Raw genomic sequence first — 15,171 nt, 5'->3', positions numbered from 1 at the left:
CCCCCCTTAATAAAAAACGCGCCAGAACCATTCTGAGCGCGTTAGAGTAAGAGAAAAAGTCAGGCTATTGCGGTTCTTTCCGCGATTTATTGCTCTGCTTAATCCGTAGCGCATCAGCTACCGCATCGACACCATCTTCGCAAACGAATGGTGCAACTTCCGGTAGCCCTAACGTAACGCTCTCAAGCACAGCATAAAGAGTCGCTGGTGGATGATCTTTGCTATATCGGTTCTCTGTCTCGCCAGAACCGCGGATATGTCCAACAAACTGCGCACGCGTCTCGCTGTCGATTCCTGCTTGTTTGAGCCTGGTAGAAAACGTGTGACGGAATGAATGGAAAGATTTCTTGCTATCCTTTTCAAATCCTAATTGCACTTTCAGCAACGAACGGTTAAACCAGTCCGAAGCCTTATCGCCGTATCCTTTTACAGAGTGGTAAGGAAGCTCAGGAAATAAACGCGCATGACCTGCTTTCTTCAATGCTTCGCAATAGCGGATTAATCCAAGTTTGATCAATGTCGGGTGCAACGGTATTTTTCTTCGTGAATTAATCGTTTTCAGTGACTGATCGACACGCTCGTTGCTGATTTCGAAGAAATAAAAACCGACAGCATCCTGCTTAATATCATCTAGATAAAGCTGGCATAACTCATTAATCCTTGCTCCGGTAAAGAATCCGATGAGTGGCAACCAGTAATGAAATGCACGATAATGATGGAAGCGTCCCTCGCTATTTCTATCCACAGTCCCACGTTTAAACCAAGGGCGGTTAAAAATAGCGTGTAAATCCTCATCAGTGAAATCAGCTTTGAAGTCCTGATCCATCTTTTCATTTTCTACAGGTGCGAAGAATTGATTCGCTGGGGACTTAATAAAAATACCTTCTCCATCAGCCCACCTGAAAGCTTCGAAGATAACCCGCATATATTTACGAACGGTGTTATCACTCATTAGAGGGTCGCCATTTTCTTTTGCTTTAACCATCAGCTCATGAATGTCATTGATTTTATATCGGATTTTAGCTAAATCACGCCGTGCAGGTATCGACCTTAGTAAGCTCTCATACTCACGGAGATAGTCACGATCTACTTTTACAAGCTTTGGATCACCCATGACTTCAGCCAGTAGGCTAAAACCTTCCCGAACTCGATTCTCTGCCTTTTCGGTGAATTTCCCTCCGCGCTTGTATCTAATATATTTTTCACATAACTCGCTCATTTTCACTGAGTAGTATTTACGATTTACATATTCATTATCCGGTATTAATGAAGGCGATAATACAGGGGTAATTGCTTTTGGTCTCTCAGGCATGATTGGAGAAACTGCGGTGCTATGTGACAGCCAAAATAATCATAAGCGCTCTGCTTGCACACGATGGATCATTAATGAAGTAGGCGAGATTTCGACACCGGGAAAGTCAACGAACCAAGCGGCTTTGGATGAAGCCTCTGAGGATTTAAATGCGGTTTCTGCATCCAGCGTCTCGCCAGCGATCATCTGACGTAATATACGTGATGAAACCAAGGGCTGAACATAACCGCTCAGAGAACCTCTGATCCCGATGTTAATGGCACTATCGATGATAAATCCAGAAGCCTCAGGATCATCCTTATCAACGAGAGAAAGATCTTCTACATTGTAGGCAGGACGCCCATCAGCAAGCCAAAACAGCGGGATATTCGTATCAAGTAGTCGCTGCGCCACTTGTTGCAGGGAAGCGCTTGTTAAACCGCAAAATTCAGCGAGGCTGATCATTCCTTCTCCAGCCAAAGCAGGCGCACTGCTTACCAACTTTTCTCTATCCAATTTTTGATACTCACCCAGACATCGCTGCCAGACAACCAATAGACCTGCGGCAATCGCTCGCGCTTTTCTGATGTCGTTTGTTTCTGTTGAAGCGTGAATCTCACGCTGTCCCGTGTAGAGACGGTATCGGGCGGGAACTGCAATACGGACAACATAAATACCGCTGCTACGGCGATACAGATTATCACGTTGAGCCATCGGCTGTATGACCTCTATGTAGTAGAGGCTACGCGATTTCACTCTGAATGAATTTAATATTAATTAAATCAATAAGATAGAAGTGACTGGTGCCGGTAATAGGAGTCGAACCTACGACCTTCGCATTACGAATGCGCTGCTCTACCAACTGAGCTATACCGGCCCTGAGAGACGTGTCCACGAGCGTGAAGCACGGTGTAAAAGGGTAAGCAAAAGCGGGTGATGCGTCAATACGGTGTTGTTTCAACCGCCTGTTTTTGCATCACCCTGCCCTCAGTTAAGCACGAATGGTATCGTCGCCAAAGCCAATCCACTTGTAGGTGGTCAGCGCCTCCAGGCCCATCGGGCCGCGGGCGTGCAGCTTCTGCGTGCTCACCGCCACTTCCGCGCCCAGGCCAAACTGCGCGCCGTCGGTAAAGCGGGTGGAGGCGTTCACATACACCGCCGAGGAGTCCACTTCGTTCACAAAGCGATTGGCGTTGCGAAGCGTGCGGGTGAGGATGGCGTCTGAATGCTGGGTGCCGTGCTCGCGAATGTGCTCAATCGCCCCGTCAAGGCCGCTCACCAGCTTCACGTTCAGGTCCAGCGAAAGCCACTCGTCGTCGTAGTTCTCCGCCTGCACCGCCACCGCCTTAGCCGGGCCGTTCGCAAGCAGCGCCAGCGCTTTCTCGTCCGCGTGCAGCGTCACGCCGCGCTCGCTCATCGCCTTGCTCAGCTCCGGCAGGAAACGCGCCGCAATCGCTTCATGCACCAGCAGCGTCTCAACGGTGTTGCAGGTGCTCGGGCGCTGGGTTTTGGCGTTGGCAATAATGTTCAGCGCCGGGGCGAACTCTGCCGTGTCGTCCACAAAAATATGGCACACGCCAATCCCGCCGGTGATCACCGGAATGGTGGACTGCTCGCGGCAGAGCTTGTGCAGCCCCGCCCCGCCGCGCGGAATCAGCATGTCGATGTACTTGTCCATGCGCAGCATCTCGTTCACAAGCGCGCGGTCCGGGCTTTCAATCGCCTGCACGGCGGCGGCGGGCAGGCCGCACTCTTCCAGCGCCTGCTGGATGACTTTTACCGTGGCGGCGTTGGTGCGCCACGTCTCTTTGCCGCCACGCAGGATGGCGGCGTTGCCGGTTTTCAGGCACAGGGAAGCGACGTCCACCGTCACGTTCGGGCGCGCTTCGTAAATCACCCCCACCACGCCCAGCGGCACGCGGCGACGTTCAATGCGTAAACCGCTCTCCAGCAGCCCGCCGTCTATCACCTGTCCTACCGGGTCGGCGAGGTTGCACACCTGGCGCACGTCATTGGCGATGGCGTGCAGGCGCTGCGGGTTGAGGGCCAGACGGTCTAACAACGCCTCGCTCAGGCCGTTGCGGCGCGCTTCCAGCAGATCCTGCTCGTTGGCGAGCAGGATCTCTTGCGCCTGCGCTTCTAAATAATCGGCGATCTTCTCCAGCACGCGGTTTTTCTCGCGCGAGGAAAGCAGCGCCATCTGGTAAGAAGCCGCTTTGGCGGCTTTACCCATCTGTTCAAGCATTGCAGGCTCCTTAGCTGATGATCATGTCGTCGCGATGGACGGCTACCGGGCCATACTCATAGCCAAGAATAGCGTCAATCTGTTGTGAGTGATGCCCGGCAATACGGCGCAGCGCGTCGCTGTTGTAGCGGCTCACGCCGTGGGCGATGTCGCGCCCGTCAAGGCTGCGGATGCGGATGACTTCGCCACGCGAAAAGTTGCCGGAAACGCTCTTAATGCCTTTTGGCAAGAGCGAGCTGCCGCGCGCCTGAATGGCCACCTGCGCCCCTTCATCCACGCTAATTTCCCCTGCGGGCGGCGCGCCGAAGATCCAGCGCTTGCGGTTCTCCAGCGGCGACTGCTGCGGGTGGAAACGCGTGCCCACCGGCAGCCCTTCCATTACGTCGCCAATCACGCCCGGCTTGCTGCCTGCGGCGATAACGGTCTCGATGCCGGCGCGGCCCGCCACGTCGGCGGCCTGCAGTTTGGTGCCCATGCCGCCGGTGCCAAGGCCGGAGATGCTGTCGCCCGCGATAGCGCGAAGCGCATCGTCAATGCCGTACACGTCCTGAATCAGCTCCGCGTCCGGGTTGCTGCGCGGGTCGGCGGTGAACAGGCCCTGCTGGTCGGTGAGCAGCAGCAGCTTATCGGCGCCTGCCAGAATGGCCGCCAGCGCCGAAAGGTTGTCGTTGTCGCCCACTTTGATTTCCGCGGTGGCGACGGCGTCGTTTTCGTTGATGACCGGCACGATGCGGTTATCGAGCAGCGCGGTGAGCGTATCGCGGGCGTTCAGAAAGCGCTCGCGGTCTTCCATATCAGCGCGCGTCAGCAGCATCTGCCCAACGTGAATGCCGTAGATAGAAAACAGCTGTTCCCAGAGCTGGATCAGGCGGCTCTGCCCCACCGCGGCTAATAGCTGTTTGGAGGCGATGGTCGCCGGGAGTTCCGGGTAGCCCAGGTGCTCGCGCCCGGCGGCGATGGCCCCGGAGGTGACGATAACAATACGGTGCCCGGCGGCGTGAAGCTGGGCGCACTGGCGCACCAGTTCGACAATGTGGGCGCGGTTCAGGCGGCGCGATCCGCCGGTTAAGACACTGGTCCCCAGTTTGACCACCAGGGTCTGGCTGTCACTCATGATTCTCTGCCGTTTCAACGAAAATGGAAAAATTCAAACCAAAGAGACGTTGTAACAGGCGCGGCCCTTCTTGCCAACTGCTGCCCGGGAAAAGCGCACCGGATGTTGAGCAGGATCGGCAAGCGTAACGGCGGATATTGACATTTTTATGACGTTTACACTTTTTTAAGCGAATTTAAAATTTTTCTGAATCTGTAATAAATCTTTCATTTCGAACCGTTAAAACGCTCCTTGTTTTTTCACAGGTCTCACGACCCGCGAATATTAGCGCGTTTTACTTATCGGGATTTCAAAATGAAAAAGAGCACTCTGGCATTAGTGATCACTGGCGTAATGGTTGCCGCTTCCGCACAGGCCGCTGAAGTTTATAACAAGAACGGAAATAAACTGGATTTATATGGCCGCGTAAAAGCGGAACACTATATCAGCGATAACGCGTCCGTTGACGGCGACCAGTCTTATATCCGTTTAGGTTTTAAAGGCGCCACGCAAATTAACGACCAGCTGACCGGTTACGGCCAGTGGGAATATCAGGTTGCCGCTAACCGTGTGGAAGGCGACAACACCAACAGCGCCACCAAAACCCGCCTGGCGTTTGCGGGCCTGAAAATCGCCGATTTCGGCTCTATCGACTACGGCCGTAACTACGGCGTGCTGTACGACGTGGAAGCCTGGACCGATATGATCCCGGAATTCGGCGCCGACTCGATGGTGAAAACCGATAACTTTATGACCGGGCGCACCACCGGCGTCGCCACCTACCGCAACACCGATTTCTTCGGTCTGGTTGACGGCCTGAAGTTCGCCCTTCAGTACCAGGGTAAAAATGAGAACGACGGCCGCGCCGCCAGCAAAGCGAACGGCGACGGCTTCGGCGCTTCTCTGACCTACGCGCTGGGCGACAGCGGCGTGAGCGTGGGCGCGGCCTACGCGAACTCTAACCGCACGCTGACGCAGAAGCGCGGCGTGTATGGCCAGGGCGACAACGCCGAAGCCTGGACCTCCGGCCTGAAGTATGACGCCAACAACATCTACTTGGCCGCCATGTATGGCGAATCCCGCAACATGACGCCGTTCTCCGGCACCGCGGTGATTAACGGCGCCAACGCCAGCGTCAGCGGCTTCGCCAACAAAAACCAGGCGTTCGAAGTGGTCGCGCAGTACCAGTTCGATTTCGGTCTGCGTCCGTCCGTGGGTTACGTTCAGTCCAAAGCCAAAGATGTGGAAAACGGCATTGGCGATGTAGACCTGGTGAAATATATCGACGTGGCGGCAACCTATTACTTCAACAAAAACATGTCCGCTTTTGTTGATTACAAAATTAACCAGCTGGATGACGATAACGCGCTTAATCTCAACAACGACGACGTTGTCGCGTTAGGCGTGGTTTACCAGTTCTGATTAATACCCCGGACGCCCTTAACAAAGGGCGTCCAGAATAGATCGTGTGGCTACGATAAAAAATTAACCCCGCTCAATGGCGGGGTTAGTCTTTTATTCAGCGCGCGATTACGCGGTTCTTTTCAGTAACTGCTCGCTGAAATTTTCCGCTGGCTCCAGCGTTAATTCCAGTGAAGCTAACAGCTGGCGCAACCTTTCATGGAAGCCCTGCAACGTTTGCTCAAGCTTCGCGGTCACTTCGCTGTCTTTGATGACGGTCGGAACCCATTTCCCTTCTTTATCAAACAGCCCAAAATGCCAGCTGTAAGTAAAGCCGGTTTCATGGCCTTCCAGCTCCATCCACCATCCCCAGAACTCTCGCTTCTCCGGCGCAGGCTTCACGTTAACGCAAACGGCCAGGCAGTCAAAAAAGAAGCGGTTTCCTTCACATTGCTCTTCCCGGATGTACGGGCCAAGGGCAGTAAATTTCTTGATCAATCGGCTTCTCGGGTGTCCACTCGGTAACGTCATTGCGATCTCCTTTTGTGATGCAACTGTTTTACCAAACCGATGGAATTTAGCAATCAATTAACGCAGTTTATGAATCATCCACCCGGTTATTTCCGTGAGCGCCTTGTCAAAGTTGCTATATACCGGGTTGGAAGCGATTTCCAGCAGCTTGCCATCGGCAGATGACGACGCGATTAAACGCGATTCCTCTTCCGGGCTGAACGGGTCGTCCTGCCAGAAACCGGAAAGCATCGGCGTCGGGCAGCGGCGACCGAGCAGCCCCTGGGTTTTCAGCGAGTAGCGGTTAAGCTCCACGCGCAGCGCGGCGTCGGAGGCGTCATACATGCCGAGGCGGCTTGCCAGCACATCCATATACATTTCCGGCACCTGCGCCTGGCGCGCCGGGTCGCTCAGCAACTGATGCACCACCGGCCCGAGGCAGGCCACCGCCTTCAGGCGCGACGCTTCCAGATACGCCAGCCGCACCGCCACGTTGGCGCCGAAGCGAAAACCAAACGCCGCCACCCGGGTGTGATCCACCCACGGGAGATTCTCCAGCGCCTTCAGCACATGCTGGTGCAGCAGGCTTGAATCCTGGGTGAGCTTCCATTTAGAAGAAAAGCCGACGGAAGGCATGTCGATAGTGAGCATGGCGAGGCCGCGCGGCGCGAAGTAGTGCTCAAAGAGGTGATAGTAGTCGCTTTGCAGGGAATCGAGCCCGCCGCAGATAAGCACCGTCGGGAACGGGCCGTCGCCGCCTTTAGGCAGGTGCAGAAAGCCGTTAATCGGCGCGCCGCCGGGAATAGTAAACTCCAGCTCGCGCAGCTTGCCGGCAAGGCGGGTGGCGGCCTCTTCATAGGCGCGGTTCGCCAGCACCTGCGCCTGCTCCGCCAGTTCATCGCCCTTCAGGTGCGGATAGGCGGCGATGCTGTAGAGGTTCGCCGCTTGAAGCCAGGCTTTGCCGATGCGGGCTTCATCCGTTTCCTGCGCGGCGCGCTGTTGCCACTCCATCGCCTGCTTCGACCACTCATAGATCCAGTTGCCGCCGCGATAGCCGATTACCGTGTCGTACTGCGCCGGATCGGTGCGCTCGGCGTCGCTCAGCACGATGCGCGACTGCACGTCGAGAATTTCCAATGGGTCGACGCCGCGCCAGACCCACATGATGCGGTTGATCATGCGATACCAGTGCGGCACCGTTTTGCCTTCCAGCGTGGATTCAATATGCGGCGCAGGCGCGTGATGCACGCGGCGGACCAGCGTCGAGGTTTCGGGGTGTTTAAAACGCGGCTTGAACAGGGTTTCGCTAAGGTTGGCCTGCGACATAGCTTTCCGGCTCCATGAAAACAACAGGAGCTTTAATTGTACTCGCCCGGGCGCCAAAAAAACAAAACGCCCGGCAAAGCCGGGCGTAAAACATCGTAAGAATGGCGATTAACGGCCGGACAGCGGCGGCACGAAGACCACGCCCATGTCCCACGGCTGTTCAATCCAGGTATCCTGCGGAATGTCGATCACGTAGTCGTCCACCAGCGGCTTACCGGCCGGCTTGGCGAAAATGGTGACGAAACGCGCTTTGGGATACATTTCACGGATAGCGACGGCGGTGCCGCCGGTGTCAACCAGGTCGTCCACCACGATGAAGCCTTCGCCGTCGCCTTCGGCGCGCTTAAGCACTTTCATTTCGCGCTGGTTATCGTGGTCGTAGCTGGAGATGCAAACGGTGTCGACATGGCGAATACCCAGTTCGCGCGCCAGCAGAGCGCCCGGCACCAGACCGCCGCGGCTGACGGCAATAATGCCTTTCCACTGTTCAGAAGGCAGCAGGCGGCTTGCCAGCTTGCGCGCGTGGATCTGCAACATATCCCAGGTGACAACGTATTTTTCGCTCATGTGAAGTGTCCCGGCCAGTTAAAAAAATGGCTTAAAAAGTGTTCAGGGGGGAAATAGGTTGCGCGAGATTATAGAGATCTGGCGCACTAAAAACCAGCCTTGCGCGGGTGCGCCCTGGTTTTTACTCGCTGCGGGCTACATGGCGCAGCATAAAGTGGTATTCTCAGCCCATCGCCCAGGCAAGGCTTGCGGCACATTTCAATGATAACCTGTGACCCGCCAGCGAGGCTTCGCCGGGTCGTCGTCAAGGAGACTTAACGTGTCTGAACTGTCTCAGCTTTCTCCCCAACCGCTGTGGGATATTTTCGCCAAAATCTGCTCCATTCCTCACCCTTCTTACCATGAAGAACAACTCGCCGAACACATCATGGGCTGGGCGAAGGAAAAGGGGCTGTTTGCGCAGCGCGACCAGGTGGGCAACATTCTTATCCGCAAACCGGCTACCGCCGGCATGGAAAACCGCAAGCCGGTAGTACTGCAGGCGCACCTCGACATGGTGCCGCAGAAAAATAACGACACCGTTCATGACTTCACTAAAGATCCTATCCAGCCTTACGTTGACGGCGAATGGGTAAAAGCGCGCGGCACCACCCTTGGCGCCGACAACGGCATCGGTATGGCCTCCGCGCTGGCGGTGCTGGCGGACGACGCCGTTCAGCACGGCCCGCTGGAAGTGCTGCTGACCATGACCGAAGAAGCGGGTATGGACGGCGCGTTCGGTCTGCAGGCGAACTGGCTGCAGGGCGACATCCTCATCAACACCGACTCTGAAGAAGAGGGTGAAATCTACATGGGCTGCGCAGGCGGCATTGATTTCATCACTACCCTTGCGCTTGAGCGCGAAGCGGTGCCGGCGGGCTACCAGACCGTTAAGCTGACGGTAAAAGGCCTTAAGGGCGGCCACTCCGGCGCGGATATTCACTTAGGCCTCGGCAACGCCAACAAGCTGCTGGCCCGCTTCCTGTTCGCTCACGCCAAAGAACTGGACGCGCGCCTGATAGACCTTAACGGCGGCACGCTGCGCAACGCTATCCCGCGTGAAGCGTTCGCCACGCTTGCCGTTCCGGCGAATAAAGCCGATGCGCTGAAAACCCTGGCGGCGGCGTACCTCGATATCCTGAACAACGAACTCTCTGCAAAAGAAAAAAATATCACCGTGCTGGTTGAGCAGGCGACGGCTGAGCACGGCGCGCTGACCGCGACATGCCGCGACGCCTTTATCGGCCTGCTGAACGCCACGCCGAACGGCGTTATCCGCAACTCCGACGTCGCTAAAGGCGTGGTGGAAACCTCGCTGAACCTCGGCGTGGTGACGACCGATGCCGACAAAGCGCAAATCATCTGCCTTATCCGCTCGCTTATCGACAGCGGCAAAGATTACGTGGTGCAGACGCTGGAAGCGCTGGGCCAGCTTGCGGGCGCCGAAACCGTCGCCAAAGGCAGCTACCCGGGCTGGCAGCCGGACGCCTCTTCCCCGGTAATGGCGCTGGTGCGTGAAACCTACCAGAAGCTCTTCAACAAGACGCCGAACATTCAGGTCATCCACGCCGGTCTGGAATGCGGCCTGTTCAAGAAGCCGTACCCGGAGATGGACATGGTTTCCATCGGGCCGACCATTACCGGTCCGCACTCCCCGGACGAGCAGGTTCACATTGAAAGCGTCGGCCAGTACTGGACGCTGCTGACCGAGCTGCTGAAAGCCATTCCGGCTAAGTAAGCGAAAGCGTGTAATAAGGCGGCCAGCGGGCCGCCTTTTTTCTCTGTCGCGCTTACTCAGCACACTCCCTCGCAGAACGAAAAACCCTGCCTTATCAGGGCGGGGTTTTTTATTACTTCACGGGCGTAAAGCCTTTGCCCGTAAAACAGCGCTGCGGGTTGCCGCGCGCTATCTGATGATGAAACCGCCGCCGCTGCGCCTTCTGCCCGGCGTGCTGCGCTTCCCGCAACGCTTCCAGCTTGTGGGCGATCAGCAGCCGCGCCAGCTTTTTATTGGCGTGCTGGCTGCGCTCTGACTGCACCTTCACGCTAATGCCGCTCGCCAGATGCGTGGCGCGTATCGCCGAGTCGGTTTTATTGACGTGCTGGCCGCCCGGCCCGGAGGCGCGCTGCGCCTCAAAGCGGATGTCGCTTTCCGGCACCTCGCTCACCGGCGTAAACACCTCCGCGCCAATAAACCAGTTTTTGCGGCCATGGCGCGGGCGATAAGGGCTTTCGCACGTCCACTGCAACGTGCCGCGCCAGCGTTCGGCAAGCGCCTGCGCCTGTTCGCCCGTGAGCGAAACCAGCACCGAGCGCAGCGTGCCCGCCACGCGTCCCGGCTCTTCTTCCACCCTGGTCAGCGTTACGCCTGCGGCGCAGGCCTCCTCAGCCAGCCGCGCCAGCGCTTTGCTCACCGCCAGACAGCATTCGTCCGGCCCCTGAGCGGAGGAGAGTTGTAACAGCCTCATTCGCTTCGCTCCCCGCTGGTTTTCAGCGTCAGCACCGGCTTCAGGCGCGCCAGCGGCTTCACCAGCCCGGCGCCCGTCAGACATTCCATCACGCTCTCTATTGATTTGTACGCCTGCGGCGCCTCTTCATAGATAAGCTGGCGGTCGCGGCAAATCACCCGGCTGCCAAGCGGCGTGCGGGCAAGCTGCGCCGGGCTGAATTTCCTGGAGAGCCGCCCTTTGCACTCGGTGCGCATCCATTTGCGCCCGGCGCCGTGAGCCAGTGAATCGAGCGCGTCGCCGCTGTTCAGCGGCTGCACCAGATAGCTGTAATCGCCGCGCGAGCCGGGAATAACAACCGGGCCGCAGCTGGCGGGCGTGGCGCCCTTGCGGTGCAGCCAGCCGGGCTGGCCGTTGAAAACGTACGGCTCCAACAGGTTGTGGTTCACGTCGAGCAGCCGCTCCCCCTCCTCCCTGAAGTGCTCAAGCAGGCGACGGGCGATAAGCGCGCGGTTGGCGACAGCGAACGTAAGCGCGTCGTTATGCTGCGCCAGGTAATCGTTCGCCGCGTCGCTGCCCTCTTCCAGCCCGCTGTGGGAGAAGCGCTCGACATGGGCGCGCAGGATCTGCTGGCCAAGGCCGCGCGAACCGCTGTGCGCCAGCAGCAACAGCTGCTTTGCGTTAATGCCGAGCGCGCTGACCGCCTCGTCATCGTAAACGCTCTCCACCTGCTGCAATTCGGCGAAGTGGTTGCCGCCGCCGACCGAGCCGAGCGAAGCGGCATAGGGGTGCGCCGCCAGCGCCGGTGGCAAAGCCGCTTCCAGCCACTCTGGCGTCGCTGCATCGCTGTAGCTCTGCGCACGCTTTTCCAGCTTATCGAGATTCACTTTGCGGCTCTGCAGCGAGGTTTGCCACAGCCCCATGCCGCAGCCGATATCGTTGCCTACCAGCGCCGGGTAAAAATGGTTAACGGAGAAAAATGCCGCGCCGACGGGATACCCGCGGCCTGGATGCAGATCCGGCATGCCGACGACGCGCGTCATGCCCGGCAATCTGGCAGTGTTTAAAAGCTGCCGGGTGGCGTCGCTTTCGATCCAGAGGTCATCCGACGCAACGTAAGCGACGGCTTCAGATAAGGGACGTATAAAATTGCCCATATACCCATCCTGTAACAGGAAAAAAATAAGGATGTGGCAGACGAAAACCCGGGCAAAAAAAGCGAGGAAATTATTCCTGGGTCAGTCTGCAAAGCGTAATCAGCGGTGAGTAAGTCATGATGTGCCTCCTTTGCAGATGAAGAGAATGGAAAAAAACGGCTTGCATAATAACCACATGGCCACGCAGCCACAACCGCCAGCGGCGAAAAAAGGCGCCTGCCTATTAGTTTAGGTAGGGACAGGCCGGGCTGCATTATGTTGCCGACAGCGTTTTTACCATGCGGTAGTTAATAAACGTTTCTCCGCGCAGCGCCACGGTTTGCGCCTGCTCAATGCTAAAGCCGTTGGCCGCAAAAAACGGCCGCGCGGTGAGGCTCGCGTCGGTAGTCAGACGGGTTAACCGTTGCTGGCGGGCCGCCTGCTCCAGACGCGCCAGCAGCGCGGCGGCAACTCCCCGGCGCAGGGCCTGCGGGTGGACAAACAGCAAATCGATATGCCCTGCACGCTCAAGCGAGATAAACCCAAGCCGCTTTTCACCGTCGCAGGCGACAAAAACGCATGCGCGGGCGAGCCGTTCCCGCCAGCAGGCTTCGTCCACCTGCGCCCAGGCACGGATCTGGGCGGCGTTGTAGTCCCGGCTCGCCACTTCGCTAACCGAGAGAATAAACAGCTGCGCCAGCGAGGGGAGATCCTGCGGCTGGTAGTCGCGAAGGGTGACATTGTTCATCGTGATTTTTCCGGTCGGCTGTAGGGGGAAGCGTAACGCACTGCGTTTGTGTTGTCGTCAGCCCCTCTCCCCGGCGGGGAGAGGGCCAGGGTGAGGGTTTACGGTATACCCGGGGCGGATAACTGCACACCACCGCAGAACACTCCTGCCCGCCCTTAAAGCCCCAGCACCAGCTGACGTTCGATTTGCGGGTCGAGCAAGGTAACGTGCAGCCCCACCAGCCGCACGCCGCGCCCGCCCCGGCGTTCTTCCCACGTTTTACGGGCGGTGGCGAGCAAATCGTCCTTGTTAAGCATCGGCCAGACGTGCTCCTGCGTGGTGAGCTGGAAATCATCAAACTTCAGCTTCACTCCCTGACGGGCGATGCGCAAATCCGGCTGCACGGCGGCGAGGCGGCGCTCCAGCTCCGGGTAAAGGCGCTCGACAATCGCCTCGCACTCGGGCCATTCATGGATATCCTGTGCAAGCGTACGCTCCACCCCTACCGATTTACGCTGCCTGTCGCTGCTTATCTCGCGCTCGTCTATTCCCTGGCTGCGCTCCCACAGCACGCGGCCAAACTTGCCAAAGCGCTTGAGCAGCGCGGCGAGATCGCTGTTTTGCACATCCTCGCAGGTGCGCAGCCCAAGGTTTTCGAGCTTTGCCGCCGTCACTTTCCCCACGCCCGGGATCTTGCCGAGCGGCAGCGTGCGCAGAAACTCCGGCACCTCTTCCGGCGTTATCACATACTGCCCGTTGGGCTTGTTGAGATCGGAGGCGATCTTGGCGAGAAACTTCACCGGCGCGATGCCCGCCGAGGCGGTGAGCTGCAGCTCGTCCAAAATAGTCTGGCGAATCTCTTTCGCCATTAGCGTGGCGGAGCCGTAGCAGTGCGGACTGTCGGTAACGTCTAAATAAGCTTCGTCGAGCGACAGCGGTTCAATCAGCGAGGTATAGCGGGAGAAGATTTCCCGGATACGGGCGGAAGCTTCTTTATAGGCGTCAAAACGCCCCGGCAGCAGCGTGAGATGCGGACAAAGCTTGAGGGCCATGGCGGTGGGCATGGCGCTGCGCACGCCATATTTACGCGCCGGGTAGTTGGCGGTGCTGATTACGCCGCGCCGTTCGCGGCTGCCGCCGATGGCGAGCGGAATATCGCGCAGGGCCGGGTTGTCGCGCATCTCGACAGCCGCAAAAAAGCAGTCCATATCGACATGAATGATTTTACGCATCGCGAAGCCCCGCACTGTATGTTCATACAGTCTGGCAAAAAATGGGCGCGGCGGCAACCACCCTCCATTCGCTGTCATAAAGCTGTGATACCAAGAAGCCTTCGCCACCTGTTGAATAATAAAGATTAAGGGAGAAAAGCATGACCCGAGTTTCGCTTGCCGCGCTGCTGCTTACCGTCTCCGCCCTGGCCTGCGCCAGCCCGCAGCTGATAGCCCACCGGGGCGGCACCGGCGACGCGCCGGAAAACACCCTGCCCGCCATCGAGCTGGCGCTGAAAAACCGCGCCGACGCGGTGTGGGTAACGGTGCAGCTCAGCAAAGACGGCGTGCCGGTGCTTTATCGCCCGAGCGACTTAAGCGCGCTGACGAACAGCAACGGCCCGGTCTCCCGTTTCACCGCCGCAGAGCTTGGCGCCATCGACGCGGGCTGGAAATGGGGCGACACCACGCACCCCTGGCGCGGTAAAGGCGCCACTATCCCGACGCTGGAAGCCGTGCTGCAAAAGTGGCCGCAGACGCCGTTTTATCTCGACATCAAATCGCCGGACGCCGCGCCGGAGGAGATGGGACGACGGCTGCTGGCGGTGCTTGAGAAAACGCGCAGCCTCGGACGCGTGCGCGTCTACTCAACGGAAGACCGGTATATCAGCGCCCTGCCCGCCGCCGTGCCGCGCTTCGTCACCCGCAGCGAAACCCGCACCCGGCTGGCTACGGTTTCGCTCTCGCACCAGTGCCCGCCGCCTGTCGCCGATGAGCAACCGCGCTGGTATGGACTTGAGCTGAACCGCAACGTGGAGGTGGTGGAAAAATTCACGCTGGGCGAAGGCGTCTCCCCCGCGACGCTGACCTGGGATAAAGAGGCGATGGCGTGCTTTCGCTCGCACGGCGAAGCGCACATCCTCTTTTTCGGCGTTAACTCGCCGCAGGACTATGAAAAAGCGGTGGAACTGAACGCCGATGGCGTGATGGTGGATGCGCCGAGTCAGTTCAGCGCCCGCAAGGGTTAACGTTTCGCGCCGCGAAAGCGGCGCGCGTCATCTGAATTTTTACGTTTAAGCCAGACGTTTTTTGCGAACCTTCTGGCTCGCCTCCGGTCACATTACGCAGCGCTTTGGTGGTTTAAGTAAAACTGAAGTGTAAACGCAGCAGTCAACGCTTGCGAAAAATAACAGCGGTGCTAATGTGAGCGCTCCCGAGACAGAATAATCTTATTTTGG

General features: G+C 57.9%; 12 protein-coding genes, 1 tRNA gene and 1 pseudogene. 3 read left to right on the top strand and 11 right to left on the bottom strand.

From position 1 onward, the window contains the following. Nucleotides 1-64: 64 nt before the first annotated feature. The 4 genes and pseudogenes from ACU4F7_RS04475 to proB all read right to left on the bottom strand — a co-directional run bounded on the left by ACU4F7_RS04475 (nt 65) and on the right by proB (nt 4,650). Nucleotides 65-2,005 (bottom strand): annotated as a pseudogene (locus tag ACU4F7_RS04475) (tyrosine-type recombinase/integrase). Nucleotides 2,006-2,092: 87 nt separating this feature from the next. Beyond that, a tRNA-Thr gene (locus ACU4F7_RS04470) sits at nt 2,093-2,168 on the bottom strand. Nucleotides 2,169-2,282: 114 nt separating this feature from the next. Further along, nucleotides 2,283-3,536 carry a glutamate-5-semialdehyde dehydrogenase gene (gene proA / locus ACU4F7_RS04465; RefSeq protein ID WP_481638106.1) on the bottom strand — a complete coding sequence of 418 codons (1,254 nt, stop codon included), beginning with the start codon at nt 3,534-3,536 and terminating at the stop codon, nt 2,283-2,285. Nucleotides 3,537-3,546: 10 nt separating this feature from the next. After that, on the bottom strand, nt 3,547-4,650 hold the full coding sequence (gene proB, locus ACU4F7_RS04460) for a glutamate 5-kinase (protein WP_481638105.1): 1,104 nt from the start codon (nt 4,648-4,650) through the stop codon (nt 3,547-3,549). Nucleotides 4,651-4,944: 294 nt separating this feature from the next. On the opposite strand from proB, the gene ompC reads away from it, so the two are divergent. Beyond that, nucleotides 4,945-6,051 carry a porin OmpC gene (gene ompC / locus ACU4F7_RS04455; RefSeq protein ID WP_481638104.1) on the top strand — a complete coding sequence of 369 codons (1,107 nt, stop codon included), beginning with the start codon at nt 4,945-4,947 and terminating at the stop codon, nt 6,049-6,051. A gap of 108 nt (nt 6,052-6,159) precedes the next feature. Here the strand turns inward: ompC and crl are convergent, their stop codons facing one another. The 3 genes from crl to gpt all read right to left on the bottom strand — a co-directional run bounded on the left by crl (nt 6,160) and on the right by gpt (nt 8,433). Continuing rightward, nucleotides 6,160-6,561, bottom strand: a complete 402-nt coding sequence (gene crl / locus ACU4F7_RS04450) for a sigma factor-binding protein Crl (protein WP_024561764.1) — start codon at nt 6,559-6,561, stop codon at nt 6,160-6,162. 57 nt (nt 6,562-6,618) lie between these two features. Next, complete coding sequence (gene frsA / locus ACU4F7_RS04445) at nt 6,619-7,866, bottom strand: esterase FrsA (protein ID WP_481638103.1); 1,248 nt, start codon at nt 7,864-7,866, stop codon at nt 6,619-6,621. A 108-nt stretch (nt 7,867-7,974) separates the two neighbouring features. Beyond that, the gene (gene gpt / locus ACU4F7_RS04440; RefSeq protein ID WP_024558399.1) at nt 7,975-8,433 is read right to left on the bottom strand and encodes a xanthine phosphoribosyltransferase; all 459 of its coding nucleotides are present in this window, start codon (nt 8,431-8,433) and stop codon (nt 7,975-7,977) included. Nucleotides 8,434-8,692: 259 nt separating this feature from the next. Between gpt and pepD the strand changes: the two genes are divergently transcribed. Continuing rightward, a complete protein-coding gene (gene pepD / locus ACU4F7_RS04435) occupies nt 8,693-10,150 on the top strand; it encodes a beta-Ala-His dipeptidase (protein WP_481638102.1) in 1,458 nt (485 codons plus the stop codon). A 112-nt stretch (nt 10,151-10,262) separates the two neighbouring features. Here pepD and prfH read toward each other — a convergent pair whose 3' ends face one another. The 4 genes from prfH to dinB all read right to left on the bottom strand — a co-directional run bounded on the left by prfH (nt 10,263) and on the right by dinB (nt 13,954). Next, nucleotides 10,263-10,880, bottom strand: coding sequence for a peptide chain release factor H (gene prfH, locus ACU4F7_RS04430; RefSeq protein ID WP_481638101.1), 618 nt, complete (start codon nt 10,878-10,880; stop codon nt 10,263-10,265). After that, nucleotides 10,877-12,016, bottom strand: coding sequence for an RNA ligase RtcB family protein (locus ACU4F7_RS04425; RefSeq protein ID WP_481638100.1), 1,140 nt, complete (start codon nt 12,014-12,016; stop codon nt 10,877-10,879). The genes prfH and ACU4F7_RS04425 overlap by 4 nt, the downstream gene beginning before the upstream one ends. Nucleotides 12,017-12,269: 253 nt before the next feature. After that, nucleotides 12,270-12,743, bottom strand: coding sequence for a GNAT family N-acetyltransferase (locus tag ACU4F7_RS04420; protein WP_481638099.1), 474 nt, complete (start codon nt 12,741-12,743; stop codon nt 12,270-12,272). A 155-nt stretch (nt 12,744-12,898) separates the two neighbouring features. Next, nucleotides 12,899-13,954, bottom strand: a complete 1,056-nt coding sequence (dinB, locus tag ACU4F7_RS04415; RefSeq protein ID WP_481638098.1) for a DNA polymerase IV — start codon at nt 13,952-13,954, stop codon at nt 12,899-12,901. Between the two features lie 140 nt (nt 13,955-14,094). Between dinB and ACU4F7_RS04410 the strand changes: the two genes are divergently transcribed. Beyond that, nucleotides 14,095-14,961: a glycerophosphodiester phosphodiesterase family protein gene (locus tag ACU4F7_RS04410; protein WP_481638097.1), complete on the top strand. Its 867-nt coding sequence runs from the start codon at nt 14,095-14,097 to the stop codon at nt 14,959-14,961. The last annotated feature ends 210 nt before the right edge of the window (nt 14,962-15,171 follow it).

It is taken from the genome of Franconibacter pulveris (assembly GCF_056780215.1).
Note: the sequence above shows the minus strand (reverse complement) of the source record. Positions and strands in the feature narration are given on the sequence as shown.